We start from the raw sequence: 26,075 nt of genomic DNA, 5'->3' as shown, positions 1-26,075 counted from the left end.
ACAAGGAAGCCGCTAACAAATGACTAATGACTAATGACAGTCTTTACCAACTATCTGTAATTGCGCCGCTCTACTTACCTTTCTAAAAATGCGGTGATTAAGAGGGATATACTGGCAATGTAAAGTGGAACCATGAGCCACCATTAGGGACAGAGTCTACCCAAATTTGACCGTAGTGGGCGCGAATAATGCGTTGGCAGACACAAAGACCTATTCCATAACCTTCTGTGCCTTCATCGCGTTGCAGGCGGAAGTGGTTTTCAAATATTTGATCGCGGTTTTCTAAAGGAATTCCCGGGCCTGTATCCCCAATACTAATCTGCACTTTTTGACTCGTGCGGTGCAGTCCGGTAACACTGATTTTACCTGCAATAGGCGTATATTTAATGGCATTGTCTAACAGATTCATCAACACTTGGTGGATGCGTTCTGGATCGCCATAAACAAAAGGTAAATCTTTGGGGATATCGGTTTCTATGTGCTGAGATTTAGCATTGTAGCGATCGCGTAATTCTTCTAATACATCTAAACAAAGTTTGCCGATCGCCATTTTTTGGGGTACTATTGGTAGCTCTGTATCATTGCCTCTACCACCCTGTAAAAGATCCGTAATCATACGGTCAATAATCTTAGTTTGATTGCGGGCTTGTTTTAATAAATGGGCTGTCATTGCTGGTTTGAGGCGCTGAAATTGCCCAGTTTCAATATTGTAATTAGATTGGAGAGTTTCTATGGCGATCGCCGCAGCAGTTAGAGGATTCCGCAGATCGTGGGCTAATACAGCAATTACCCTGTCTTTAAATTGCAATTGCTCTTGAAGTTTTTCTTTTTCCTGTTTTAAACGAAAGATTTCGTCAGATAAGCGGATCAGTTCGGCAGAAGCAGCCACTGAATTTATCGTCGGTTGAGGGGCCACTACGCGATCGCTTTCATCTAAACGTTCTTGTAAATCTTCCTGCAGTTGCACATAGGTATCTACCGCCGTTTGCCAACGGGGCCACCAGTTTTTCAGCTGACCGATGATATTACTACCCGCAATAATTTGTCTGGGTTCTGGGTGGATTTTAACTAATGCTGGCGTTGCCACTAATTTAAAGTGTTCCGCCATGTAAGGTTGTTGTCCTACATCAATAATTTGTAGTTCAAATTGATACCCAGTTTTTAATTCTGTTAAGTAAGCACGTATACGCTGTACTTGTTGTCGGGACTTGGGACGCCCATCAACAAATAGTAACAGCTGAAGCGGAGCCTCAGAAGAGATCGGCTGGTCTTGAGAAACTGGCATGTAATCGTGTTTCAGCACTGGTAACAACCCGGCGACGCTTGAGGAAAATTTAAAATGGACTGACGCTTGTCGGTGGTCGTTCTTTCTTTTAAATTTAATATCTATTTTAGATTTTTCATACTCCCATCAGTCCAGGGCTTTTAAAGATGAGATACATATTTTTTAGTCTTTTACTTCCTTTTTCTTTAGCTTCTATTCCAGTTAGCAATCAAAACCCCGATCATAGGTCTTCAGCTTCTGGGAAACAAATTCCGGCAACAATGCCAGCAAATGAAAGCTTTTATACTACAGCTAGTAAGTTAATACAGCAACAGATAAATCTTCTAGCTCGGATTGAGCAAGCTATGATCTCACCTGATGCCAATCAGATGCGAGCTGTGCAAGGACAATTAACTGTTCATACCAAGTTGGTAGATGCTTTTCTCTCCAGGCAAAATAAAAGTCCAAAAAATGTATGTACCTCCGGAGTGGATATCACTCAGAATTCCCCTTTAGCCGAGCAGTTAAATAGGTCACAATTAAAAATTTACTGCTCTTTGTATGCATCTAACCAAGAATTATTAAAACTGGCTCCGATATTAGATCGGTTATTGTCTCGGCGGGGAGAATTAGGGTTAGTTACCAGCCTACCCTTAGTGACGGGCGAACGGCAATCAGATCCAGTGCTGAGTATTGCACCACTCCAGTATCCCCAACTCGACCGACTAGCGACACCGTTAGCGACACCAGCAGAGAATTTAGCTTCGTCTTCCCAAATAATGATTGGTCGGACTGCTAAAACAGCTATAGCTGAATATATACCACCTGTGCCACCCGCGATCGCCGCACCCGAAGACGCGCTGAAGACAATAGCAACTGTCAAGAAATTCTTGACCGCAGCTCAAGTAGAATTTCCTTTACCAAATCAATTTACATATCCCCAGGAAACTTCAGCCATACTTGACCGTTTTACTTACGACATAGATTCCCAAGAACCCCAAACCTACGCCACTTTTTTGAAATTGCCTCAGACTGGCATTTTCCGCGTGTTACCTGGTTTGGCTTACCAGCGTTCGTTAAGTAGACTGGAAAATCGCTTAACACCGACTGTGAGCGAACGTTATCCTTTCCCCTTGCTAGGTGATGCTCAAGGGGGTTTTACTCCCAGTCTAGCACTTCAAATAATAGGCGATCGCTTTGAATTAGGGTATCAAGGTGTAGACTACAGTTTCATGGTAGATTTAGGCGATATTCCCCTAACTAAGTTAGATTCTCAGTTGCAACCTGTAGCCAAAACCACGAGAGAATTTTTCCTCAATTACCAACCGCCCAAGCAATTAGAAGAGTTACAAGTAGAACGGCGGCGGTTTGTGACTGGTAAAGACCAGAACTGGAACTTCAACCAAGTAATTTTCGCCAGTGCGAAAGCAGAATTAAACCATACTTATTTAGTGCGATCGCTACAATTCCAAGTACCAGATATGATTATCCGTGGTAAACCCCTTTCACCACAAGAGCGCCAATATTTAAATCAGTTAGAAAAGATACCTAGCAGCGACATCCTAGTTGCCTTTCGCCCAGTGCGACGCCGTGCAGATGGTAGCTACACCGTTCTTTGGCGCGTTTTACATCAATTCCCCGAACCTCAAATTGCCGTTAAGTGAAAAGGAGGACAAGGGAGACAAGGAGGACAAATGAATCAATTCAAAATTCAAAATTCAAAATTCAAAATTCAAAATAAAAATTGTAGAGACGCGATTAATCGCGTCTCTGACCATTGACCATTGAAAAACTTCATCCCTAAGGCTTGAACTTTCAGGGGACAGTCTGCGCTAGGGTAGGAATTGACACTAGATGTGATAAATTCCTGTGCTGCCCTGTAAAAATCCAGCTGTTTTTCTGAGTTTGGCTGTTTTCCTCTCTTCGTTAACAGCCTGTGCTAACAGTCCTACCGCCAAGAACTTAGAACAATCTTTGGCGGCTGATCCTCAGTTGCAAACTAACCCAGTTGTGTTTGGTGAACCGAAGGATCAGCAACCGCAAACACAGCCAAACCAATCAACAGTTCAATTACCAGTTGATTTTCCCCAAGATATCCCTATATATCCTAATGCCAAGTTAGAAACAGTTACACCTGCAACTGACACAGAAAAAAAAGTCTCAACTCGCTGGCTAAGTGCTGACCCCAGCAATTTTATTACCAATTTCTACACAAATCAGTTCCAAGCTAATAATTGGCAGATTAACCAAAAACCTAGCGATGATGTTGGCGGCGTTTTTGAGGCGCAGCGTAATAATGTACTGGTTAAGGTTTCAATTCAAGCTCAATCAGTCACCAATCCTGCACCTAATCAGCCACAAACAGCCACTAAATTATTAATTGAGTATTTACCATCTAGCACGACAACGGCGCAAGCTACGCCAACTAGCAGCCCCAGCGAGACTGAAACTAATAACGCCCAAACTCCTAGCGGCGTTCCTCAACCAGGCGATTCGCAGTTTATTGGCCCTGTACTACCGACAAACGCAGCCACACAGCCGGGAACTGTAGCAAATAGTCCAGTATCTAGTGCAACTACAAATACATCTGTTGTATTCACTGATATTAACCAAGCACCACAACAACTGCGAGAGCATATTCAGGATTTAGCTAAATTAGGTGTTTTGTCTCCAGCCATACAAGCAACTAAAAACAACGCCCAAGCAAAAACTAGCCAATTTGCCCCCGCAAAAACCATTACTCGGCGAGAATATGCTCGTTGGTTAGTAGCTGCTAACAATGCTATGTATGCAAATAATCCAGCCAAACAGATTCGTTTAGCCGCAGACAGCGCCCAACCTGCTTTTACTGATGTTTCTGTCAAAGATCCTGATTTTCCGGCAATTCAAGGATTAGCCGAAGCGGGATTAATTCCTAGTTCCTTATCTGGTGATACTACCGCCGTGTTATTCCGTCCTGATGCACCCTTAACAAGGGAGCAGTTGCTACTGTGGAAAATACCTTTAGATAGCCGCCAAGCTTTACCTACTGCTAGCTTAGATGCGGTAAAACAAACCTGGGGTTTTCAAGATGCAGGCAAAATTGACCCCAAAGCTTTAAGAGCCGTATTAGCCGATCACCAAAATGGCGAACAATCAAATATCCGGCGAGTATTTGGATATACAACATTATTTCAACCGAAAAAACCAGTAACTCGCGCCGAAGCAGCAGCCGCACTATGGTACTTTGGCACCCAAGGCGAGGGAATATCAGCTGTTGATGCTTTAAAGTTACAGCGTCCACAAACTTAGGGACTTTCAATTAAAAAAATAACCAATCTCTATGCAGGCAGGGGGCAGGGAGCAGGGAGCAGGGGGAGTAGAGAAAAACCTGATTAAATATCTTGGGTAATTTATTCTCTGGAAGTCCATTAATAGTCAGGACTTAAGTTGATTGTAGGACTTACGCAGTGTCAGATATTTTTCATGCTTTTTGTCAATGGTCAATAGTCCATAGTCCAAAAACGTGAATTTTGACCATTGACTTTTGACTTTTGACCACCCTTGTGAGGGTTTTTGTGTTCGGTGCGTAAGTCCTAGATTGCTGTTTTTTAGTACTTACGTACTTAATCGATCGCGTAAAGTGGGCATTCCCCCGCCCACACTGATAATTTTCAGGATAGAAATTGAGAATTTTTTGTGAAAAAAATAGGCGGTATATATAAAAATTCCGTAAATTTAGGCACGAAAAAGCATTTTAATTTATATTTGATTGGTACGTAATTTGCTCATCTCATCAAAGATACGTAAGCAAAATCAAATATTTGAGAAAACATGCTCTTTTTGGCTATTAATTAATCAAAAATCAGTAATTTCATTTAAATTATTCCCATTTTTTCTATTCATACAGTGCCAAGAATACCTAAGTTACATAATCATGAAAAAACAATTTGTTCAGGCAGGATTTTTTCTCTTACCTTTGATGTTGCCAATCAAGGCAAATGCTGCAAGTATCACCACATTTAATCAGCTTTACGTATTTGGTGATAGTCTCTCCGATCGTCGTAACACATATAATGCATCGGGGCAAACATACCCTCCAGGCCCACCAATTGCAAATTATGCAGATGGGCGTTTTTCCAATGGGCCTCTATGGGTGGAAGATCTTGGAGATGAGCTAAATTTACAACCTACTTTATTTACTAATCCTGTTGATCCTACAGAAGGTATCAACTTCGCTTTTGGAGGTGCTTCTACTGGTTTGGGTAATGCTGTCCGTCCCGATTTACCCTTACCTGGAGTACTTGCACAAGTTCTAGGTTACGCAGATTCTTTAAAACAAAGTAACCAGAAGGCTAACCCAAATGCACTTTACACCTTCTGGGCAGGTGCAAATGATTTTCTGTTTCTGGATGAGACAGACGTTACCACCCCAGCTCAATATGTATCACAAGCGTTGAATGTTCTAGCAAGTGATACAGTTGGTGTTAAAAATTTGATGGTGTTTAATTTGCCAGATTTAGGCAAACTACCAGCAGCTAAAATCGGTGGTCGAGATCCTAACAAACTTAGCCTAGCAACCAAAAGTTTTAATTCAGCTTTAGAACAAACGCTGAATATTTTGAGCCAAAAACCGGATCTCAATATTGTTTATGTTGATGCTTATTCTTTATTTGAGCAGACGATCGCCAATAAAGATAAACTGGGCATCAAAAATATTAGTGATGCTTGTCTCACCTTCACCAGTGAAACAACTTCCATCACCTGTTCTAATCCCGACGAGTATTTATTTTGGGATGAGTATCACCCAACAGCTGCTACTCATAAGTTAATTGCAACTTCAGCACTAAATGCTTTAGAGGCGAAGTCAGTCCCCGAACCTTCTCCAGCTTTGGGGACATTGGCTATCGCAGCTTGGGGTACAGCAGCTGCTATCAGACGCAAACGCAAACAGCCACAACTTACGATAGTAGGTCGGGTTCCTGGTGGACTATCAACTCATATAAAGGTTGAAAGCTAAACCAACCTAAATCATGCCCTCCTACTTGCTGATGGGCAATAGTGGCAGATTCTGGTTTGATTAATTGCGGTTGACCAGCCGCTTGGGCTAGGAGTTGAGCTTGACAAGAGCGCTCCATTGTGATAAACCACCAAGCAGCTTCATCCACGGAATGACCAACTGTTAACAAGCCATGATTCTTGAGAATTATGGCTTTGTTTTTGCCTAATGTTTGGGCGATGCGTTTACCTTCAGCGACTTCTAAAACTACGCCTGTATAGTCATCAAACAGGCTATGGTCTTGGTAGAAAGCACAAGCATCTTGGGTTAAAGGATCGAGCAGACGACCCAGGCTAGCCCAACTTTTACCATAGATAGAATGGGCGTGAGCTGCTGCGACTACGTCAGGACGAGCTGCATGTATTTGAGAATGAATTGCAAAGGCGGCTGTATTGACTGGGCGATCGCCTGCTATCACTTCACCTTGCTGATTGACTAAAATTAGGTCACTGACGCGAATTAAACCGAAATGCTTTCCTAAAGGATTAACCCAAAATTGATCGGGATATTCTGGATCGCGGACTGTAATATGTCCTGCAATACCTTCATCAAATCCAAATCGCGCAAATAACCGGAAAGCTGCGGCTAGGCGTTGCTGACGATGTAGGCGTTCTTCTTTAACAGAAGCAAAGGTTGGTTGTTGAAAAAAGTTTGGTTTAGCTCTAGAGATAGCTTGCATTTTCACCCCGAATAGATAATTTTTAGGTAAAAATATTTATATTTAATTGTCAGCTAAAAATCATATATTTATGTGGGATTACGAGCAGCTATTTCAAATAATTGCAGAATTAGTCATGCACCATTCCCCTAGCGGTGTGGAAACGGAAATTAACCAATTTTTACTTCAGCAATTTGCTAGTCTGGGTGTGGAAGTTTGGAGCGATCGCGCTGATAATATCATTGCCAAGATTCCTGGTAAAAATCCTGACAAAGCTATTGCCATCACTGCTCATAAAGATGAAATTGGCGGTATCGTTAAAACTATTGGCGATGACGGTCGGGTGGAAGTCCGCAAACTGGGCGGTTCTTATCCGTGGATTTACGGTGAGGGCGTGGTTGATTTATTAGGCGATAACCAAACTATTAGCGGTATTCTCAGTTTTGGCTCCCGTCATGTATCCCATGAATCACCCCAAAAAGTCCAGCAAGAAGATACTGCTGTGAAGTGGGAAAACGCCTGGATTGAAACAAAACTGACAACAGAAGAGTTAGCCACAGCAGGTATCCGTCCAGGAACCAGAATGGCGATCGGTAAGCATCGCAAGCACCCAATTAGGCTCAAGGATTATATTGCTAGTTACACCTTAGATAACAAAGCCTCAGTGGCAATTCTCCTGGCTCTGGCGCAACAAGTCAAACAGCCACCAGTCGATGTTTATTTGGTAGCCTCAGCTAAAGAAGAAGTGGGTGCAATTGGCGCTTTATTTTTCACTCAAAATCAGGTTTTGGATGCTTTGATTGCTTTAGAGATTTGCCCTTTATCCAGCGAATATCCGATTAAAGAGGGAAAAAGTCCGGTAATCTTGTCTCAAGATGCCTATGGCATGTATGATGAAATATTGAATGGGCAACTGCGCCACTGTGCTAAACAACGTGATATACCAGTACAGCTAGCAATTTTAAGTCAATTTGGTAGCGATGCATCGATTGCGATGAAATTCGGACATGTGGGTCGTGCTGCTTGTTTAGCATTTCCGACACAGAATACACATGGTTATGAAATTGCGCATCTAGGCGCGATCGCTAATTGTATAGACTTACTAACAGCTTTTTGTCTCACTGAGTTTGATTGATTGTCAATCTGGAGATAGAAGCCAATATCTTCTGAATATTCTACAGATAGGGAAGCAAGCAACGCCTTATCTGTCAGGATACCAAACTGCTTGCCGTCAATAGTTGGTAATAAATAACACAAATTGCGCCGCTTTTATTCGTATTTACCGCAATGAAGGTGATTTTAATATTTTGTCTAGAGAAAATTTGTGTATAGAAAATAGTCCCACCATTTACTCAGTCATGAATAAATTAAAGGTGTAAAGAGTAATCTACGCATAATTTCTGGATATTTATTTTAATTTAATACCAATATTAGTTTCCTTAATTTCACGGAATTATTTGTCTATTTGCAAAGATCTGATTTTATATGATTTTTTCCCATAGTAAAAATGGTCTCTAAAAAGGCATAACTTTATATTGAGTACGTCAGTTTACAGTAGGGCTAACGACTTTTGTTTGACAACTGTTTTTCCTTAAGGATTTGAAGGCTAAGTATTTCCGCTTAGAAAAATCAAAACCTTTATTTTATACAACCTCTGGAGTTGAGACACGTTAGTCCTACTGTTTTTATAAATGCTGGCAAAAGTTGACACCGACTATTGAGGAATACAAATATTACAAAAGGTTGCATAGAAAAATTTAACAATTCCTTTAGGTGTATTTTGGACTGTGAATAAAAATCTGAATTAACCAAATAGGAGAAAACATAATTGGCTAGTAAAGATGATTTTCTCTACCCGCGTAGTCGCTACTACGGTCAAGTCCAGCCCAAAAACCTAGTTTTCAATGCAAATTTACAAGAATTTAGCCAACGCATAAGCTATATCTGTAATTTGGAAACTGGGGGAAAAATTCCGCCTGCGGAAGCTTATAAGCAAATTAAATTGCTGTGGAAAGAACTAAAACGCAGTAAAAAACAACTGCAAATTGGGAATAAAGATATTCTATAGCTAAATAGCATTTTTTTAAAGTTTTAGTTAAATAATTTAGGAATATGCCGTTTTGGCAATCTCGAATATTAGGCGATCTCTACAAATAAAGTAGCTCAATCAATTGCGTTAAGCTATCTTAGCCCTTTGCTTAGTCTTGCTATTTCAAAGGAGCTTTTGTGTAAAAATTATGATGCGTTCCTCTAAAGACAATTAACTAGCACAACTGAGTTGAAATAAAAGCCGATGACGGGATTTGAACCCGTGGCCTGCTGATTACGAATCAGCTGCTCTACCACTGAGCCACATCGGCGCATACAGTTCGTAATTATAGCATAGTTTTTACGCATGGTAGAACAAAATCCCAAAAGTCGCCTAAACTCGGAACAATATGCTCGCCTGAAAGCAGAAATGAAGGCTCCTTATCGTGGCTTAAGAAAATTTAGCTATGTTGCTTTTGGTGCTTCTGCTTTTATTGGCGCATTCGTATTTTTTTTCAAACTGCTAGCGGGAAAAGATGTTGAGAGTGGATTACCTAATTTCTTATTGCAGATAGGAATTGTCGCTTTGATGATATTTCTTTGGCGTTGGGAAGAAAACAGACAAAAACGTTCATAAATTAAGTCAAAGTTAAGCAATTAATTTGCAACTGCTTTTACTTTATATATGTTTATAGTCTTTAAATTACTTAACTTTTATTCAATTTTAGAAACCTAAAGACAGAAAACATAAAAAAAATATTAGAAAAACTGAAATTAAAAAAATTTCTGAGAAACTGAAAATTGTTCAAACGGGGTCAGCCCATATAAAGACCCTGAATATAAATCCATAAATAAGGGTCAGTTAAATTATGAGGCCCTGATTTAATAAAATTAGTAATTTTTAAAGCGTCAAGCTAACAAATTGTTAATCTTGGCGCTTTAATGTTGTATGGATTTTGAACTCTCCTGGCTTTGAAAAAAGCAGGATTTCAAACTGATGTTGCTGCGCCTGGGTAGGGGTGGGTTCACCGATATCTCTGCTTGTGAACAAAGATCCAATTAACAATTCAAAATTCAAAATTCAAAATTCAAAATTCAAAATTAAAGACATTTTCAGTCGGGGATTTAAACCCCGACTGAGAATGATACTACGTATAGACGCAGGGGTCTTAAACCCTTTTATTTACGATAAAAAACGCCACCTACAAGAGAATGGCGCATTGTGAAGAAATCACCAATGCCCCAAGCGGCGGGGCGGCTATCTTTCTCCACCCACGGATCAGAGTTTCCCGGCGCTTTCTATAAAAAGGTACCCTTCGGGGTACTATACATACTACTCTCCTGCCTAATAGTGTAAAAACACTGAAAGTTCAACCTTCTCAGTAATACACCTCGTTTCTTTATCAGAAAGTAACGAGTTAGTTTCTTTATATTTTCATGGAAGGAGATACTTATTATGGCAATTATTAACGGCGACAATAACCCTAACAATCTGCCCGGTCAAATTGATCTAATCTTTGGTATTGATCAACCTGATATCATTAACGGATTTGGCGGTAATGACACTATCAACGCTCTTGGCACTAACGATACCCTCAACGGCGGCACGGGAAGAGATACCGTCAACGGCGGCGCTGGCAACGATAGGGTTATCGATGACGATGCTGTAAGCTTTGATGTCCACAATGGTGGAACTGGTATCGACACGATTGATTATTCCAGTGTTAACTTCTCTTCCACAGTCACCATCAACTTGGCAACAGGTGTCACTTCAGTCAGTGGTGGTAATACGGAAACTATTCTCAACTTCGAGAATGTCGGGGGTAGCCAAGGCGGTGAGACAATCATTGGCTCCAGCCTGAATAACGTCCTAAACGGTAATGGCGGCAACGACACAATTAATGGCGGCGCGGGTGACGATATCCTTAACGGCGGCTTAGGTAACGACTCGCTCATCGGCGGCACTGGCAGAGATACCCTCAACGGTGGTGATGGTAATGACATCATCCGTTCAGACGGCGATGGCGGTACTTACCGTGGTGATGCTGGCAACGATGTGATGTTCTCTGGACTCGGCGGCGAGACGATGGATGGTGGCACAGGTGTTGACCTAATCGACCATACTGCCTTCAATGGGAACTATGTCTTCAACATGGCAACCGGTCTGACAAACTTTGGCGGTGAAAGCTACATCAACTTTGAGAACGCGACGATGGGTGGGGGTAATGACAGCGTTACGGGTAACGCCTCTGCCAACACGATCAACGGCGGTGCGGGCAATGATACCCTCAACGGCGAAGGCGGCAATGACACGCTCGACGGCGGCACGGGCAACGACTCACTCATCGGCGGCACGGGCAACGACTCGCTCATCGGCGGCAGTGGTAGGGACACGCTCAACGGCGGTGATGGTAATGACATCATCCGTTCAGACGGCGATGGCGGTACTTACCGTGGTGATGCTGGCAACGATGTGATGTTCTCTGGACTCGGCGGCGAGACGATGGATGGTGGCACAGGTGTTGACCTAATCGACCATACTGCCTTCAATGGGAACTATGTCTTCAACATGGCAACCGGTCTGACAAACTTTGGCGGTGAAAGCTACATCAACTTCGAGAATGCGACGATGGGTGGGGGTAATGACAGCGTTACGGGGAACGCTTCTGCCAACACGATCAACGGCGGTGCGGGCAATGATACCCTCAACGGCGAAGGCGGCAATGACACGCTCAACGGCGGCACAGGCAACGACGCGCTCATCGGTGGTACTGGCAATGACATCTTGACCGGTGGTGGAGATGGTCAAATAGATGTGTTGACAAGCGGTAGTTCCTTGGATCGAGATACCTTCGTACTGGGCACGGGCGGTATATTTGGCTCGATCCTCTATGACTCTGCCGGCAATGCTGATTTCGCTCGCATTACTGATTTTGACCTCAGTAATTCTCTAGGGGCACCAGAACCAACAAATGAGTTAGATCGAATTCAGCTTAGGGGGGCAGCAGCTGACTATCGGTTAGTAAATAGTGTTATTGCAGGAGGATTTACAGGAGTGGGTATTTATGACATAAATTCAACCGCCAGTACTACAGATGATGATCTAATTGCTCTTGTTCAAGGCGTTACCGCAGGTGCTGCTTTTGGCCAATTGAACCTCACCAACACAACTCAGTTTGTGTTCGTGTGACATACTCCCACACTGACTGCAAGCAGTACAGTGTGGGCTTCTCACCCAATCCAGCTATTGCTTCTCCTGACGGAGACGCTACGCGAACGGAGGCGATGAGCTTTGTTTTAAGTCTACGGAATGCCCTACCGCAGACTAAGTAATTTCTTACCTTGTACCCTACAAATTTTACTGTCCTGGATGAAATGCTGGCTTATTTGCACTATTGGACAAACCCGGAGGTGATTTGTATTTATCAAGATGTGCCTACTTACTTCGCTTGCTGTGCAACGGAGTCGCTTACCAATGGTCGCAATGCCACTGGGCAGAGGCTTATCAGACACCAATACGGGTGAAGTTAACCAAGCTTATTGTACCAAATTATGAAATATTTTGCTCGTTTCCTCCATGTCCTCCTGCCTAATTTCGCGCTCTGCGATTGGGTCGGTCACAGGACTGTCGTCATCTCGCTCGCAATTCATCTCAACACCTCCCTATCGGGTAGGTGTGAGGCTTCTTCCTGTTCTAGCTAATTTAAGAACGATCAAATAGTAGAGGGAGAGGTAAGCTAAATTTACCTCTCCCTTTTGATGCTAGGACTTTTTCAGCCCATTGCCGGTTCAAATTTTCGGCTTTTGGGTTGTGGACAATAGTCCTAACTACTGCTTACTGAGCTGTAACTAAATAGGCTGATGGAATGGCTGGCGCGCGTCCAGCATTGACTAGTGCTTGGTAGACAAAGGCTGCTACTTCAGCTCTGGTTGCATCCCGATTAGGATTAAGTTGCTTCACTGTAGGATAGTTAACCACTAATTGCTTGGCAGTTGCCGCCGCAATTTGATTTAGGGCATATTTGGGAATTTGGGCAGCATCAGTGTAGAAACTGAGGATATTTTGATTGTCTGTAGTTAAATTAAGACCACTAGCTAAAGCTACTAAAGCTTGTACTCTGGGAATTTGTTGCTGTGGTTTAAATGTGCCATCAGGATAGCCAGAAACAAACTGACTTTGGTAAGCAGATTGAATTGCTGCAAAAGCCCAAAAATCACTTTTGACATCCTTAAATTGAATGGCTGGGCGTTTTGCTGGCGGTGCAAAAGCTTTATTAATAATGGTGGCGAATTGAGCGCGAGTTACAGGATCGTTGGGTTTAAAGGTACCATCAGGAAAACCAGCAATAATTTTTTGCGAGGATAAGGCTTCGATATAAGCCTTAGCCCAGTAACCTGTTGGCACATCATTAAAGGCGGTAGCACCACCAACATTAGCAGCAACAAATTCTACGGAACCAAAGATGCGCTTTTGATCGATATCGTTGCCAATAGCACTAATCTTATTACTAGTTGTGGCATTATGCACATCATAACGGGTGTTATTTCGGATGAGGTTACCACCAGGATTTTCCGTAGTTCCCAAGTCTGGAAGGGCGCTAATAGTCGCTACCACCCCATCCCGCTTATTGCTCTGAATGATATTTTTGCGAAGGACAGGTTTAGCAGTTTCGGAGATAAAAAGACCATCTTGGTTTTGGATAATTTGGTTTTCGACTACTAAAGGTGTGGAAGCTCCACCGATCGCAATTCCAAAACCAGTATCCTGAAATAAGTTGTTGCGAATTTCACCTTGGGCAGATCTAGTTACGGAAATTCCATTACCTGTGTTCTGCACAAAGATATTATTTTCAATTTTGGGATTCCCTGTACCTGTGACAAAAACTCCGTCTCTTACACTTTTAGTAAAGGTGTTATTTGTAATCAGGGGATTAGTGGATTCTACCCAGACAGCCGTACCCCTTGTATTAGGGTTGGTGATAGTCAAACCGGCGATCGCTGTATTGTTTTCCGCCAGAATTGTAATATCCTGTCTGGCAAAGGTACGGCTAGTATAAAAACCGCCACCTGTAATTATGACGGTTTGCCCTTTGCTGGCTTCATCACCGCGCAGTGTAATCCCTGATTTCATTAACAGAGGGAAAGTTTCTCCACTTTGCTGGTTATAATTTCCCGCAGCGAGTTGAATCACTGTCCCTGCTTGAGCTTGACTCAGAGCAAAGGTAATAGTTTTAAAAGGTGCAGCTTGTGTTCCCCCACCGGCTGTATCTGCACCGGTGGCTGGGTTCACGTAAATTACAGTTCCAGTGGCGGGAACTTGGGCTATGAGATTTGGCGCGTAGGCGTAGCCCGTCGTAGACATCGCTTTCTGGGGACTGGGATCGGCATTGACCCCACCTGGTAAGATTAAACCAGTGGCAATAACTAATGCAGTAGTTAATCCGGCTCGCAATGGTAGATGAGATGTAGGACTACTGCCAAAAACAGAACTGAGATATTTGGCGGACAAAATTTCAAAACCCCGATATTTCATTTTTTAAGTCTGTGAAGTGCTGAATTAGGTTACCTTAAACAAGGTTTGAGGTAGCAGCTATCTAGCTACCAAACCCATGCAAAACTATACCGGATTGTTAGCGAATGATCAGCTAAATTCTGAAATACGTAAGTAAAAAACTTTTTTTGTTTTGTTAATAAATATTACAGTGCCAGAATTAATAGACAAAATATGGTAACAAAATCCAATAGGGCACGTTAACAAACTTTAACGCACCCTATTTATGAGTGAGATATTTTTTTTTGACGCTCCCCACCCAAGGGTTAGAAACTGTTGACTAAATTCTGCCCAGATACAGACAAAGCTTCCTAATCGTCCACATCTTGAATTAACTGATCAACATATTCTCTCAACCGTTCCTGCCAGTCTGGAACGGTTTTTAATTTCTCCCTCACACCTGGCAGAACTTTGAACTGTACAGGAGCTTTATCAAAAGCCACTTTATTCTTAGGCTGGAATTTGATTTTCGGCATACATAAAGAGCAATGTATCTGATATACTAGATATTATAGCCTACATTGAAGGTCGAGCAATGTTACTCAGTTTCAAAACAGCATTGATGCCAAATAATCAGCAACAAACAGCATTTAAAAAAGCTTGTGGTGTGGCGCGTCATGCTTATAATTGGGCAAATGCTGCAATTATAGAGGTTTTGAAACAGCGCGAAACTAACAAAGCTGTAAAAATTCCATCAGCAATTGATTTACATAAAAGATTAGTTGCAGAGGTGAAATCACAGCATGATTGGTATTATGAAGTTAATAAAAATGTTCCACAAAAAGCGTTAGCGGATTTACGGCAGGCTTGGGATAGATGCTTTAAAAAGGTATCAAAACAACCTCTTTTCAAAAAGAAAGGTCAAAGAGATTCTTTCTATTTAGAATCGGGAACCAAAGCCAAGCCAATGATTAAAAATGATGGTAAGCGTGTTAAATTACCGTCAATAGGTTGGGTAAAATTAGCCGAACCATTACCATGTACGCTCATTCATAATTGTGTCATTTCACGCCAAGCTAATAGATGGTTTATTGCCATCAAATATGAGATTGATAAACCATCTGTTGCGGCTAATAGACCGATTGTAGGCGTTGATATTGGTATCAAAGAATTAGCTGTAACCAGCACAGGCAAGGTGTTTAAAAATCCCAAAGCTTACAAACGTATGAATAGACGCATGAAGCGTTTACAGCGTAGTGTTAGCAGGAAGGTAAAAGGCTCTAAAAATAGAGCTAAAGCTGTTAAGAAACTAAGTAGAATACACGCCACAGTCAGTAATATTCGCCAAGATGCAATACACAAATTAACTCACTATTTAGCTAAAAACCACAGCGAGATAAAGATAGAGGATTTGTCAATCAAAGCATTCTTGAAAAATCATAAATTAGCAGGTGCTATTGCTGATTGTGGTATGTATGAATTCAAGCGTCAGTTAGAGTACAAGACTGAAAAATTTTCTAGCAAATTAACGCGCTTTTGATAGGATGTTTCCTAGTTCTCAGATTTGCTCTAATTGTGGTCAGCATCGTCATAAGATGCCTTTAAAAAATCGCGTTTACGTCTGTCCAGAATGCAATCACATTGAGGATAGAGATTTAAACGCATCAAAGAATCTAGAGCGTTGGTTTGATGGAATTCATATTCCAAAATGTTCAGATGTGGTGAGCCAGTGACGGGTACGCAGGGGTTTCTCGTAGGCGAACTGGCTCTCCCGTTGGGCGGTAAGCTCTACCGTGTCAGCTTGCGGAGTGGACAAACCTCTTAGGAGTCATCCTAAGACCACAATGAAACAGGAAGTTAACACCAAAATTTTGCATGTCCAGTTAAGTCTAGACTTGGGTAATTTTGGGTAGGTTTAACAGAGCGGCTTACGCTACATACGGGGATTTGCCCCGAAGCTTGTACCTCATTTATTTGAAATATGCTGTAAGTATTTATAATTCATTGAGGATTGCTATAGAGAATTGGTATGAGTAATTAAATTGCAATTTGAATGTAGAGACGTTTAAGGAAACGCCTCTATACGCTGAAAATGTTTTAAATATCAGCCGAAGGTTCTAACAACTGAACAGTGGTTTGTGGTGCTACTTTCACTGTGACTTTTTTATTAAAAGTCAGTCCGGTTTCACCTTTGTCAATCTGAATTGTGTCTCCAGAAATAAAGCTATTTTCTAGTAATTTAGTAGCGATGGGGTTTTCAATTTCCCTTTGAATTGCTCGTTTTAGGGGACGCGCACCATAAACGGGATCGTAACCTGTTTCTACTAAATAGTCGCAAGCAGCAGCAGAGATTTCAAAAGAAATTTTTTGCTCTTTCAGGAGATTTTCTACACGTTTCAGTTGAATGTAGATAATATTGCGCATTTCAGAACGACTGAGGGTATGGAAGATCACAGGTTCATCCACACGATTGACAAATTCTGGGCGGAAGTGCGATCGCAAAGCTTCCATTACCCGATTTTGCATCATTGCATACTTGGAGTCATCACCAGATACATCGAGGATGTGTTCGCTACCGATGTTACTGGTCATCACAATCACAGTGTTGCGAAAATCTACTGTTCTGCCTTGGGAATCAGTAATTCTACCGTCCTCCAATACTTGCAATAAAATATTGAACACATCGGGGTGAGCTTTTTCGACTTCATCCAATAACACCACAGAGTAAGGATGACGGCGCACAGCTTCGGAAAGTTGACCGCCTTCTTCATAGCCAACATACCCTGGAGGCGCACCTACCAACCGAGAAACCGAGTGCTTTTCCATGTACTCGGACATATCTAAGCGGATTAAAGCATCATCAGAATCGAAGAGAAACTGTGCTAAAGCGCGAGCGAGTTCTGTTTTACCTACGCCTGTAGGCCCCATAAACAAAAATGAACCAATTGGGCGACTGGGGTCTTTCATCCCCGCCCTAGCACGGCGAATGGCTGCAGCTACGGCTGTGACTGCTTCTTGTTGTCCAATTACTCGTTGATGTAAATGATGTTCAAGTTGCAGTAATTTCTGTCTTTCTGACTCCATCAGGCGATTTACGGGGATTCCTGTCCATTTAGCGACGATTTCCGCAATATCGGCTTCTGTAACTTGCTCTCGCAGTAGGGTAGCGCCTGTACTTTGAATTTTTAACAGTTGTGCTTCTTTAGCTTCGCGATCGCGCTGTACTCCTTCTAATTTGCCATACTTCAATTGAGCAGCTTTATTTAGGTCATAATCTCGTTCTGCTTGCTCAATTTGTACCCGTAAAGCGTCTTCTTCTTTCTTTAAAGCACTAATTGCTTCCAATAGCTGCTTTTCACCTTGCCATTGATCGTTAAATTTTTGCTGTTTAACTGTCAATGTGCTAATTTCTTCTTCAATTCGCTGCAAACGTTCCTTGGTTTGCGGCGTACCTTTATCTTCCCCAGCTAATGACAGCTTTTCCATTTCTAGCTGCATCAGGCGACGGTCGATAGTTTCCAATTCCGCCGGTTTGGAGGTGATCTCCATTTTCAACTGGGCGGCGGCTTCATCTACTAAGTCAATGGCTTTATCTGGTAAAAATCGGTCAGAAATATAACGCGCTGACAAAGTGGCAGCAGCTACTAAGGCGGAATCAGAAATTTTAACGTTGTGATGCACTTCATAACGTTCTTTCAACCCCCGCAAGATGGAAATTGTATTTTCTACAGTGGGTTGATCGACAAATACCTGCTGAAACCGCCGTTCTAAAGCTGCGTCTTTCTCAATGTGTTTGCGGAACTCATCTAGAGTAGTCGCGCCAATACAACGCAACTCACCCCGCGCTAACATGGGTTTAAGTAAATTCCCTGCATCCATTGACCCTTGTTGATTGGAACCCGCACCCACAACAGTGTGCAGTTCGTCAATAAACAAAACGATTTGCCCGTTTGATTCCGTAACTTCCCGGAGAACTGCTTTTAATCGGTCTTCAAACTCACCTCGGTATTTGGCACCAGCAATTAAACTACCAATATCTAGAGAAATTAGCTGACGGTTTTTTAGCGATTCAGGAACGTCACCGTTTACCATGCGTTGAGCTAAAGCTTCCGCGATCGCAGTTTTTCCAACTCCCGGTTCGCCAATTAATACGGGATTATTTTTACTGCGACGCGATAATACCTGAATCACCCGGCGAATCTCATCATCGCGCCCAATTACTGGGTCAAGCTTGCCTAATTTTGCTTGTTCTGTCAAATCTCTGCCAAATTTTTGCAAAGCTTCATAGCGAGACTCTGGATTTTGATCGGTAACTTTTTGACTACCACGCACAGTTTTGGTTACCGATTCTAGCTTACTAATATCTAAATTAAAGCCTTTCAGGAGTCGTCGCCCAATCCGCTCATCTTCAGCAAAAGCCAGCAATATATGTTCTACAGAAATAAAGCCATCTTTCATCCTGACGCGATTTTCTTCAGCGCGATCGAGGAGAACATCTAAACTACGTCCTAAGTACAGTTGATCGCTTTTACCCACTCTCGGTTGTTTTTTGGTAAAAGCTTCCAGTTGCTCTTGCAAGCGAATCGGATCGACCTCAGAGCGGGCGAGAATACGTATTGCTAAACTAGTAGGTTCTTCTAACAGAGCAATAATTAAATGTTCAACATCTAATTGCTGTTGTTGATAAGCACGGACTATATCCTGAGATTTAACAATTGCTTCCCAGGCTTTATCAGTAAATTTATTGGGATCTGTAGGTTGCATCTTGAGAATTTTCTGGTGGAGATTTCAAATTTAAGAGCCACTGTCAGGTTGACTTGACTGACATTAGGTGGCGAATTTTACTGTATAAATTGGCGATTAGGGAGGAATAAACGCACAAAAAGCGCAATATATAGCTAGGACTTACGCAGTGTCAGATATTTTTCATGCTTTTTGTCAATGGTCAATAGTCCATAGTCCAAAAACTTGAATTTTGACCATTGACTTTTGACTTTTGACCACCCTGGTGAGGGTTTTTGTGTTCGGTGCGTAAGTCCTAATAGCGATGTTCTTACTGCCTGAGAAAAGGGGCTAGGGGCTAGGGGCTAGGGGCTAGGGTTTTGGATTTAATGCAAAGGAAAAGCTTTATATCCTAACTTCATATCAAATATCGAAACATTATTGCCATGTATTAGCTTGTATCTGAAGTTGCAATTTAAACTTAGTAATTGATTGTAGTGCAACACATTACCTATTTTGTGAGATCTGCCTATAAGTCATGCTATCGCATAGAGTTGAGCTTTCTCACCGCATCTAGCTACTGCTGAGTAGACTCAGGAAAATCACAAAAGGCATTTACAGTGAATTTGTTAATCAATTTTCCGATGAGTTTGTTAACAGATAAATCTTTCAGTTCCATAACATAGAGATACTTCAACAAACAGCTATTTGTGGTATGAGTTTGTTTGGAGAAGTACGAAGTAATCGAAATTACTTCTTTACAATTTTGAGCGATCGCGATCGCAATGCCTGAGTCATCCAGTCTTGACTGAAAATCCGATAACTCGGAAAATTAATCTTTAGCCCCAGGCACTGCTTCGCGCTAAACTGGGCGAGCCGAATTATTTTTTGATAATTACTGCGCTACCAGTGTTTGTGATTCCTGTTTTTTCTCGTGTCCCTGAGTACCCAATTGAATCAGTTCTACTTTATACCCATCTGGATCTTCTACAAATGCAATGACGGTAGTCCCGTGCTTCATTGGGCCAGGTTCCCGCACTACCTTACCGCCACGTTTTTTGATTTCTTCACAGGTGCCGTAAATGTCATCAACACCAAGGGCAATATGACCGTAGGCATCACCTAAATTGTATTTTTCCACCCCCCAGTTGTAAGTTAGTTCGAGAACCGTATGGTCACTTTCGTCACCATAGCCCACAAAAGCTAGTGTAAATTTCCCATCTGGATAATCTTTTCGCCGCAGTAATTTCATCCCCAGGACTTCACTGTAGAATTTCAAAGACTCTTCAAGATTGCCCACCCGTAGCATTGTATGAAGTAAGCGCATCATTAACTCCTGATTAGTTCTTTACCGATTTTAATTTGCTACGCAGGGACAAGGGGGACAAGGAGGACAAGGGGGACAAGGAAGACAATTGTAGAGACGCGATTCATCGCGTCTGCCCCATGCCCAATGCCCAATGCCCAATGCCCAATGCCCCATGCCCATACCCAATTGTCAATCAGTTGACGTAATCACCGGAAATATTCTTTAATCTCAGCCTACAGCGTCACGTAAACGCCTATGCTAGCGATTGGGTAAATGACTGACTGTACTGTTGGCGATTGTTAAGCGATCGCATTTCTAAACAAGGAAACAAAGGATCAACCACACATGAGTACAATTTTAGATTCTGCCATTGAGGCAATTGTTGCCCGTGAAATTCTCGACTCGCGGGGTAGACCTACAGTTGAAGCAGAAGTACATTTGCTCAACGGTGCTGTCGGACTAGCACAAGTTCCCAGTGGAGCCTCTACCGGCACTTTTGAAGCCCACGAACTCCGGGATAAAGATAAAAGCCGTTATGGCGGTAAAGGTGTACTCAAAGCAGTACAAAATGTCCAAGAGGTACTGGCACCAAAGTTATTAAACTTGGATGTCCTAAACCAAGAACTCCTCGACCGGACAATGATTGCCCTCGATGGTTCTGCCAACAAAGCTAATTTAGGTGCAAACGCAATTTTGGCAGTTTCTCTCGCCGCCGCCAAAGCTGGTGCTGAATCCCTGGGAATTCCCTTATATCGCTATTTGGGCGGGCCTTTAGCGAATTTGTTGCCAGTACCATTGATGAACGTCATTAACGGTGGTGCCCACGCAGCAAACAACGTAGATTTTCAAGAGTTTATGATTGTCCCAGTTGGCGCTTCTTCTTTTAAAGAAGCTTTGCGCTGGGGTGCGGAAGTATTTGCAACCCTGAGCGAGGTATTGGATGAAAAGGGTTTACTAACTGGTGTGGGCGATGAAGGTGGCTTTGCACCCAACTTAGAATCGAATCAGGTAGCCTTGGAATTGCTAGTTGCAGCCATCGAGAAAGCAGGTTACAAACCCGGAGAACAAGTAGCCTTAGCTTTAGATGTAGCCGCTAGCGAATTTTACAAAAATGGGCAGTATGTTTACGATGGTAAACCCCATGCACCCACAGAATTTATTGATTATTTAGCCCAGTTAGTTAGCCAATACCCCATTGTCTCCATTGAAGACGGCTTACATGAGGAAGATTGGCAGAGTTGGCAATTGCTCACCCAGAAGTTAGGTTCCCAGGTGCAATTGGTTGGCGATGACTTATTTGTAACTAACGCTACTCGCTTGCAAAAAGGCATTGAACAAAAAGCCGGCAACGCCATTTTGATTAAACTCAATCAAATTGGTTCTTTGACCGAGACTTTGGAAACAATTGACCTCGCTACCCGCAACGGTTTCCGCTCAGTAATTAGCCATAGATCCGGCGAAACAGAAGACACCACAATTGCGGATTTAGCGGTTGCTACCCGTGCCGGTCAAATCAAAACAGGTTCTTTATGTCGTAGCGAAAGAGTTGCCAAATACAACCGCTTGCTGCGCATTGAAGATGAATTAGGCGATCGCGCCCTGTATGCCGGTGCAGTTGGCTTAGGGCCGAAGTAGGGGCTAGGGGCAGGGAGAATTTTAGATTTTAGATTTGCGATTTTGGATTCCAATCTAAAATCTAAAATCCAAAATCCAAAATTTTTTTCAATGCCCCATGCCCAATGCCCAATGCCCCATTACGGATAAAACCCCAACTTAGGCAACCCTAAGGTTTCATCCCAACCCATCATGATGTTTAAACACTGAATCGCTTGACCCGCTTGCCCTTTAATTAGGTTATCGATTGCTGACATCACAATCACGCGCCTGGTACGCGGGTCAACTTCTATACCGATATAGCAAAGATTGCTACCGCTTGCCCACTTAGTCTGCGGGTATACGCCGCTTTCGCAGACTTTGACCCAAGGAGCATTACGGTAAAAGGCATTATAAATTGTTACCATATCATCCCTGACAAGACCGGGATCGCGGAGTGTGGCATATACAGTAGCCAAAATCCCGCGCACCATTGGGATGAGATGGGGTGTAAATTGAACTGTGAGTTCGTGTCCTGCCAATTCACTACAAATTTGCTCAATTTCTGGGGTATGGCGATGACGCGCAACTCCGTATGCAGCGAGGGAGTTGTCTGCCTCAGCTAAGAGCATATTAATTTTCGCTTGTCTTCCGCCACCAGATGTACCAGATTTTGCGTCAATAATGGCGGTTTCGGGCATAATTAAGCCCTGCTTTAAGAGTGGTGAAAGCGCTAGAAGACTAGCTGTGGGATAGCAACCGGGACAGCCTACTAGCTGCGCTTCGGCAATGCGATCGCGATAAAGTTCTGGTAATCCGTAGACTGCTGAAGCTGCTACTTTTTGATCGCTTCTCTCTGTCCCATACCAAGTGGTATAGGTTGCCAAATTCGTAAATCGATAATCAGCACTGAGATCCAGCACTTTAATGCCTTTTTCTATCAGTTTTGGCGTAATTTGGCAAGCCAGACCATTTGGTAGAGATAAAAATACTGCTTCACAGCGCTGGGCGATAATTTCTGAATCTACCGCTTCAATTGGCAGGTTAACTGCATGAGCCAGATGGGGGTAGAGATCCGCAAAGGGTTTACCTGCACTACTCTCACCGCCTAAATAAACTAGTTCGACTTCTGGATGATCCATTAGTAAGCGAACTAACTGTACTCCGCCATAGCCTGACGCGCCAACAATCCCAACTGGTACGCGTCCATTTTTGCCCATAATGATAAAATCCTTATCCGCTTTTGTTTATGAGTTCTTAGCTATCAACATATCAGCGACCAGAAGCGCAAGGCGCAATTAGCCACGGAATTGAGCCAGGGTATAGATGGCTCCAAACTTAATAGCAATGAGATTCTATGGTCTCACCAAAAGTCAGTTTTTGCGTTTTTTCTTCCCAGGGGTGGGAGTATCAACTGCTTGCTGACTTCAGTACATAACAAATCAAACCTTGTGAAAATGTCATATTCACACAATCCCACACCTGTTATTTAATGGTATGAGCTTGACAGTATACTGCCGTTAAAGACGTATTGCTGCTGCATTTGAGTAATAAACCTTAATTTTAAAGCACAAATTCTGGTCATGATATCAATTCAATGCCAATGTACTCCTATGCCCATTAAACGAGCTACAATCTAAAAGAAGAAATTGTAAAAAAAATTTACTTTTGGTAGCTGGAATTACTCTGTGTCAAAGCCTAAGACTAAACAGCAGTCACAAGCCACTTCTTTAAACTCTAGCGACCAGAGCACTGGAATCGCTCCGCTAGAGCAAACGCTCGATCGCTCGCCTGAGTCAGAAAATGATGGCGCAGCGTCAGCTGATAACGGTAATAGTTCACCATTTAAGTTTGATTCCATTGATGCAGCTTTAGCGGATTTAAAAGCTGGTCGGGTGATCGTCGTGGTAGATGACGAAAATCGGGAAAATGAAGGCGACTTAATTTGTGCAGCCCAATTTGCGACACCCGACACCATTAATTTCATGGCAGTGGAAGCTAGGGGATTGATTTGTCTGGCAATGACAGGCGATCGCCTCGATGAACTAGACTTACCGTTAATGGTGAGCAAGCTTACAGATACTAACCAGACAGCTTTTACCGTCAGCATTGACGCTGGGCCGCATTTGGGTGTCAGTACCGGGATCTCCGCCGACGATCGCGCCCGGACTATTCAAGTAGCCCTGAACCCAGCCACCAAACCTTTAGATTTACGTCGTCCTGGTCATATTTTCCCGATTCGCGCTAAAGAAGGTGGCGTACTCAAGCGGGCGGGACATACAGAAGCAGCTGTAGACTTATCTCGATTAGCAGGGTTATATCCGGCTGGGGTCATTTGTGAAATTCAAAACCCCGATGGTTCAATGGCGCGGTTACCCCAGCTCATTGAGTATGCTCGCAGTCACAATCTCAAAATTATTAGTATTGCTGACTTAATTAGTTATCGGCTCCAGCACGATCGCTTAGTTACTCGTGAAAGCATTGCTGAGTTACCGACTCAGTTCGGTCACTTCAAAATCTATGCTTACCGCCACACCCTCGATAATTGCGAACATGTAGCCATTGTCAAGGGCGATCCCGCCAGCTTCAAAGACCAAGAAGTGATGGTCAGGATGCACTCAGAATGTTTAACTGGCGACGCCTTAGGTTCTTTGCGCTGCGACTGTCGAATGCAGCTGCAAGCCGCATTAAAGATGATTGAAGTGGCTGGACAAGGTGTTGTCGTATACCTGCGTCAAGAAGGACGAGGAATTGGGTTAATTAACAAACTCAAAGCCTATTCCTTACAAGATATGGGCTTGGATACAGTAGAAGCCAACGAGCGCTTAGGATTTGCGGCTGACCTGCGAGATTATGGTATGGGTGCGCAAATGCTCATGGATTTGGGTATCAAAAAAATCCGCCTGATTACCAATAATCCCCGGAAAATTGCGGGGGTTAAAGGCTATGGCTTGGAAGTAGTCGATCGCGTTCCGTTATTGATTGAGGCGAATGACTACAATTCTTACTACCTAGCCACCAAAGCACAGAAACTAGGTCACATGCTACTGCAAACTTATTTAGTCACAGTAGCAATTCATTGGCAAGACGATCCCGAATCGGTGACACAACGCTATGAACGCCTAGAAAAAATTCGGAATTTGGCGAAAAATCATCACCTATTGCTACAAGAAGAAGCGCGACCATTAGCGATCGCTCTTTTTGATAAACCATCCTTAACAGTACACTTAGGTTTTGACCAACCGAAAGTAGCTGCTAGCGATTGGTATCAGCAAAGAAATCATCCTTATCTCCAAGCGATCGCCCAAATTCTCGACCATTTACTGAGTTTACCGGAAATTCAAAAACTCGAATTTCTGATTTCAGTCGGTAACGATCCGCTAACGAACCTACAAGTTCAACTAGATCGCCAGACCTTTACAGATGGTACATTACCCTCAGCAATTTGCGATCGCTTAGAAACTCAGCAAATCTATAGCTTTAGTAATTCGTAATTCGTAATTATCATGAATTACAATCCTCCTCTTCTCTCTGTGTTCTCTGCGCCTCTGTGGTTCAATAAAATACAGCAGATTGCAACTTGGTGAGGTATAGATAATTATTAAGGGCATGGCAGTGCCCATTGGTGTCAACTTAACGAGAAACCCTTGCCAAGACTCGATTTTTAATTCCATCACTTACCATTAAGCTCCGCGTTACCCCACCCCAGTTTTGTCTAAAGCCAAAACTTCCCCTCCCCTTGGCAAGGGGAGGGGTGAGGGGAGGGGTAAAAGGCTTGTGGGGTAAGCATTTTAATTTAAGTTGACACCAATGGGCACTGCCATGCCCCTACTCGCCATAAAATATGCTGTATAGGAATCCGATTTGATTTATGAAAAAATCTATGTATCTGTAGTGGCGTGACAAGCTTAAAATAGTGCATTAACAAACCGCAGAGGCGCAGAGAACACAGAGTAGAAGCAGAAATTTATT

The 26,075-nt window shown here is 42.8% G+C and carries 18 protein-coding genes and 1 tRNA gene; 11 read left to right on the top strand and 8 right to left on the bottom strand.

Going from position 1 to position 26,075, the window contains the following annotated elements:
- Nucleotides 1-97 precede the first annotated feature (97 nt).
- On the bottom strand, nucleotides 98-1,303 hold the full coding sequence (locus H6G08_RS22545) for a histidine kinase (RefSeq protein WP_190546948.1): 1,206 nt from the start codon (nucleotides 1,301-1,303) through the stop codon (nucleotides 98-100).
- Between the two features lie 128 nt (nucleotides 1,304-1,431).
- Here H6G08_RS22545 and H6G08_RS22540 point away from each other — a divergent pair, with 128 nt between their 5' ends.
- From H6G08_RS22540 to H6G08_RS22530, 3 genes are all read left to right on the top strand, one after another.
- Complete coding sequence (locus H6G08_RS22540) at nucleotides 1,432-2,928, top strand: hypothetical protein (protein WP_190546946.1); 1,497 nt, start codon at nucleotides 1,432-1,434, stop codon at nucleotides 2,926-2,928.
- 205 nt (nucleotides 2,929-3,133) lie between these two features.
- On the top strand, nucleotides 3,134-4,555 hold the full coding sequence (locus H6G08_RS22535; RefSeq protein ID WP_190546944.1) for an S-layer homology domain-containing protein: 1,422 nt from the start codon (nucleotides 3,134-3,136) through the stop codon (nucleotides 4,553-4,555).
- Between the two features lie 625 nt (nucleotides 4,556-5,180).
- Nucleotides 5,181-6,263, top strand: coding sequence for an SGNH/GDSL hydrolase family protein (locus H6G08_RS22530; protein ID WP_190546942.1), 1,083 nt, complete (start codon nucleotides 5,181-5,183; stop codon nucleotides 6,261-6,263).
- On the opposite strand, the gene H6G08_RS22525 is transcribed toward H6G08_RS22530, so the two are convergent.
- Entirely contained in the window at nucleotides 6,205-6,981 is a 777-nt protein-coding gene (locus H6G08_RS22525) for a class II aldolase/adducin family protein (protein WP_190546940.1), read from the bottom strand. The genes H6G08_RS22530 and H6G08_RS22525 overlap by 59 nt on opposite strands.
- Nucleotides 6,982-7,051: 70 nt before the next feature.
- Here H6G08_RS22525 and H6G08_RS22520 point away from each other — a divergent pair, with 70 nt between their 5' ends.
- Nucleotides 7,052-8,095 carry a M42 family metallopeptidase gene (locus H6G08_RS22520; protein WP_190546938.1) on the top strand — a complete coding sequence of 348 codons (1,044 nt, stop codon included), beginning with the start codon at nucleotides 7,052-7,054 and terminating at the stop codon, nucleotides 8,093-8,095.
- A 693-nt stretch (nucleotides 8,096-8,788) separates the two neighbouring features.
- Complete coding sequence (locus H6G08_RS22515; protein ID WP_190546936.1) at nucleotides 8,789-9,028, top strand: DUF7219 family protein; 240 nt, start codon at nucleotides 8,789-8,791, stop codon at nucleotides 9,026-9,028.
- 220 nt (nucleotides 9,029-9,248) lie between these two features.
- On the opposite strand, the gene H6G08_RS22510 is transcribed toward H6G08_RS22515, so the two are convergent.
- Nucleotides 9,249-9,320: transfer RNA gene (locus H6G08_RS22510), tRNA-Thr, on the bottom strand.
- Nucleotides 9,321-9,355: 35 nt separating this feature from the next.
- Between H6G08_RS22510 and H6G08_RS22505 the strand changes: the two genes are divergently transcribed.
- Nucleotides 9,356-9,625 (top strand): DUF3493 domain-containing protein, encoded by a 270-nt coding sequence (locus H6G08_RS22505; RefSeq protein WP_190546934.1) that lies wholly within the window; start codon nucleotides 9,356-9,358, stop codon nucleotides 9,623-9,625.
- A gap of 819 nt (nucleotides 9,626-10,444) precedes the next feature.
- Nucleotides 10,445-12,178, top strand: coding sequence for a calcium-binding protein (locus H6G08_RS22500; protein WP_190546932.1), 1,734 nt, complete (start codon nucleotides 10,445-10,447; stop codon nucleotides 12,176-12,178).
- Nucleotides 12,179-12,823: 645 nt separating this feature from the next.
- On the opposite strand, the gene H6G08_RS22495 is transcribed toward H6G08_RS22500, so the two are convergent.
- On the bottom strand, nucleotides 12,824-14,521 hold the full coding sequence (locus H6G08_RS22495; RefSeq protein WP_190546930.1) for a DUF1565 domain-containing protein: 1,698 nt from the start codon (nucleotides 14,519-14,521) through the stop codon (nucleotides 12,824-12,826).
- Nucleotides 14,522-14,850: 329 nt separating this feature from the next.
- Nucleotides 14,851-15,015, bottom strand: coding sequence for a hypothetical protein (locus H6G08_RS22490; RefSeq protein WP_190546928.1), 165 nt, complete (start codon nucleotides 15,013-15,015; stop codon nucleotides 14,851-14,853).
- Between the two features lie 59 nt (nucleotides 15,016-15,074).
- On the opposite strand from H6G08_RS22490, the gene H6G08_RS22485 reads away from it, so the two are divergent.
- A complete protein-coding gene (locus tag H6G08_RS22485; RefSeq protein ID WP_242046237.1) occupies nucleotides 15,075-16,019 on the top strand; it encodes an RNA-guided endonuclease InsQ/TnpB family protein in 945 nt (314 codons plus the stop codon).
- A gap of 4 nt (nucleotides 16,020-16,023) precedes the next feature.
- Nucleotides 16,024-16,212 carry a zinc ribbon domain-containing protein gene (locus tag H6G08_RS37650; protein ID WP_313942439.1) on the top strand — a complete coding sequence of 63 codons (189 nt, stop codon included), beginning with the start codon at nucleotides 16,024-16,026 and terminating at the stop codon, nucleotides 16,210-16,212.
- A 364-nt stretch (nucleotides 16,213-16,576) separates the two neighbouring features.
- Here the strand turns inward: H6G08_RS37650 and clpB are convergent, their stop codons facing one another.
- Together clpB and gloA are read right to left on the bottom strand one after the other, a co-directional pair.
- Complete coding sequence (gene clpB / locus H6G08_RS22480) at nucleotides 16,577-19,243, bottom strand: ATP-dependent chaperone ClpB (RefSeq protein ID WP_190546926.1); 2,667 nt, start codon at nucleotides 19,241-19,243, stop codon at nucleotides 16,577-16,579.
- Between the two features lie 853 nt (nucleotides 19,244-20,096).
- Nucleotides 20,097-20,528, bottom strand: a complete 432-nt coding sequence (gene gloA / locus H6G08_RS22475) for a lactoylglutathione lyase (protein WP_190546924.1) — start codon at nucleotides 20,526-20,528, stop codon at nucleotides 20,097-20,099.
- 327 nt (nucleotides 20,529-20,855) lie between these two features.
- Between gloA and eno the strand changes: the two genes are divergently transcribed.
- On the top strand, nucleotides 20,856-22,145 hold the full coding sequence (gene eno, locus H6G08_RS22470; RefSeq protein ID WP_190546922.1) for a phosphopyruvate hydratase: 1,290 nt from the start codon (nucleotides 20,856-20,858) through the stop codon (nucleotides 22,143-22,145).
- A gap of 119 nt (nucleotides 22,146-22,264) precedes the next feature.
- Here eno and argC read toward each other — a convergent pair whose 3' ends face one another.
- Entirely contained in the window at nucleotides 22,265-23,323 is a 1,059-nt protein-coding gene (gene argC / locus H6G08_RS22465) for an N-acetyl-gamma-glutamyl-phosphate reductase (RefSeq protein ID WP_190546920.1), read from the bottom strand.
- A 468-nt stretch (nucleotides 23,324-23,791) separates the two neighbouring features.
- On the opposite strand from argC, the gene ribBA reads away from it, so the two are divergent.
- Nucleotides 23,792-25,597 carry a bifunctional 3,4-dihydroxy-2-butanone-4-phosphate synthase/GTP cyclohydrolase II gene (ribBA, locus tag H6G08_RS22460; protein WP_190546918.1) on the top strand — a complete coding sequence of 602 codons (1,806 nt, stop codon included), beginning with the start codon at nucleotides 23,792-23,794 and terminating at the stop codon, nucleotides 25,595-25,597.
- Nucleotides 25,598-26,075: the final 478 nt, after the last annotated feature.

The sequence above is a fragment of the Calothrix anomala FACHB-343 genome (assembly GCF_014696435.1).
In the GTDB taxonomy this organism is placed as follows: domain Bacteria; phylum Cyanobacteriota; class Cyanobacteriia; order Cyanobacteriales; family Nostocaceae; genus Aulosira; species Aulosira anomala_A.
The sequence above is the reverse complement of the archived record's forward strand: the minus strand, read 5'-3'. Positions and strand labels throughout refer to the sequence as shown.

What these genes read in the sequence shown, in the direction of transcription:
- H6G08_RS22530 (WP_190546942.1), top strand. Translation starts at nt 5,181, where the DNA reads ATGAAAAAACAATTTGTTCAGGCAGGATTTTTTCTCTTACCTTTGATG.
- eno (WP_190546922.1), top strand. Translation starts at nt 20,856, where the DNA reads ATGAGTACAATTTTAGATTCTGCCATTGAGGCAATTGTTGCCCGTGAA.
- gloA (WP_190546924.1), bottom strand. Translation starts at nt 20,528, where the DNA reads ATGCGCTTACTTCATACAATGCTACGGGTGGGCAATCTTGAAGAGTCT.
- H6G08_RS22525 (WP_190546940.1), bottom strand. Translation starts at nt 6,981, where the DNA reads ATGCAAGCTATCTCTAGAGCTAAACCAAACTTTTTTCAACAACCAACC.
- H6G08_RS22495 (WP_190546930.1), bottom strand. Translation starts at nt 14,521, where the DNA reads ATGAAATATCGGGGTTTTGAAATTTTGTCCGCCAAATATCTCAGTTCT.
- H6G08_RS22490 (WP_190546928.1), bottom strand. Translation starts at nt 15,015, where the DNA reads ATGCCGAAAATCAAATTCCAGCCTAAGAATAAAGTGGCTTTTGATAAA.
- argC (WP_190546920.1), bottom strand. Translation starts at nt 23,323, where the DNA reads ATGGGCAAAAATGGACGCGTACCAGTTGGGATTGTTGGCGCGTCAGGC.
- H6G08_RS22520 (WP_190546938.1), top strand. Translation starts at nt 7,052, where the DNA reads ATGTGGGATTACGAGCAGCTATTTCAAATAATTGCAGAATTAGTCATG.
- H6G08_RS22505 (WP_190546934.1), top strand. Translation starts at nt 9,356, where the DNA reads ATGGTAGAACAAAATCCCAAAAGTCGCCTAAACTCGGAACAATATGCT.
- clpB (WP_190546926.1), bottom strand. Translation starts at nt 19,243, where the DNA reads ATGCAACCTACAGATCCCAATAAATTTACTGATAAAGCCTGGGAAGCA.
- H6G08_RS22500 (WP_190546932.1), top strand. Translation starts at nt 10,445, where the DNA reads ATGGCAATTATTAACGGCGACAATAACCCTAACAATCTGCCCGGTCAA.
- H6G08_RS37650 (WP_313942439.1), top strand. Translation starts at nt 16,024, where the DNA reads ATGTTTCCTAGTTCTCAGATTTGCTCTAATTGTGGTCAGCATCGTCAT.
- H6G08_RS22485 (WP_242046237.1), top strand. Translation starts at nt 15,075, where the DNA reads ATGTTACTCAGTTTCAAAACAGCATTGATGCCAAATAATCAGCAACAA.
- H6G08_RS22540 (WP_190546946.1), top strand. Translation starts at nt 1,432, where the DNA reads ATGAGATACATATTTTTTAGTCTTTTACTTCCTTTTTCTTTAGCTTCT.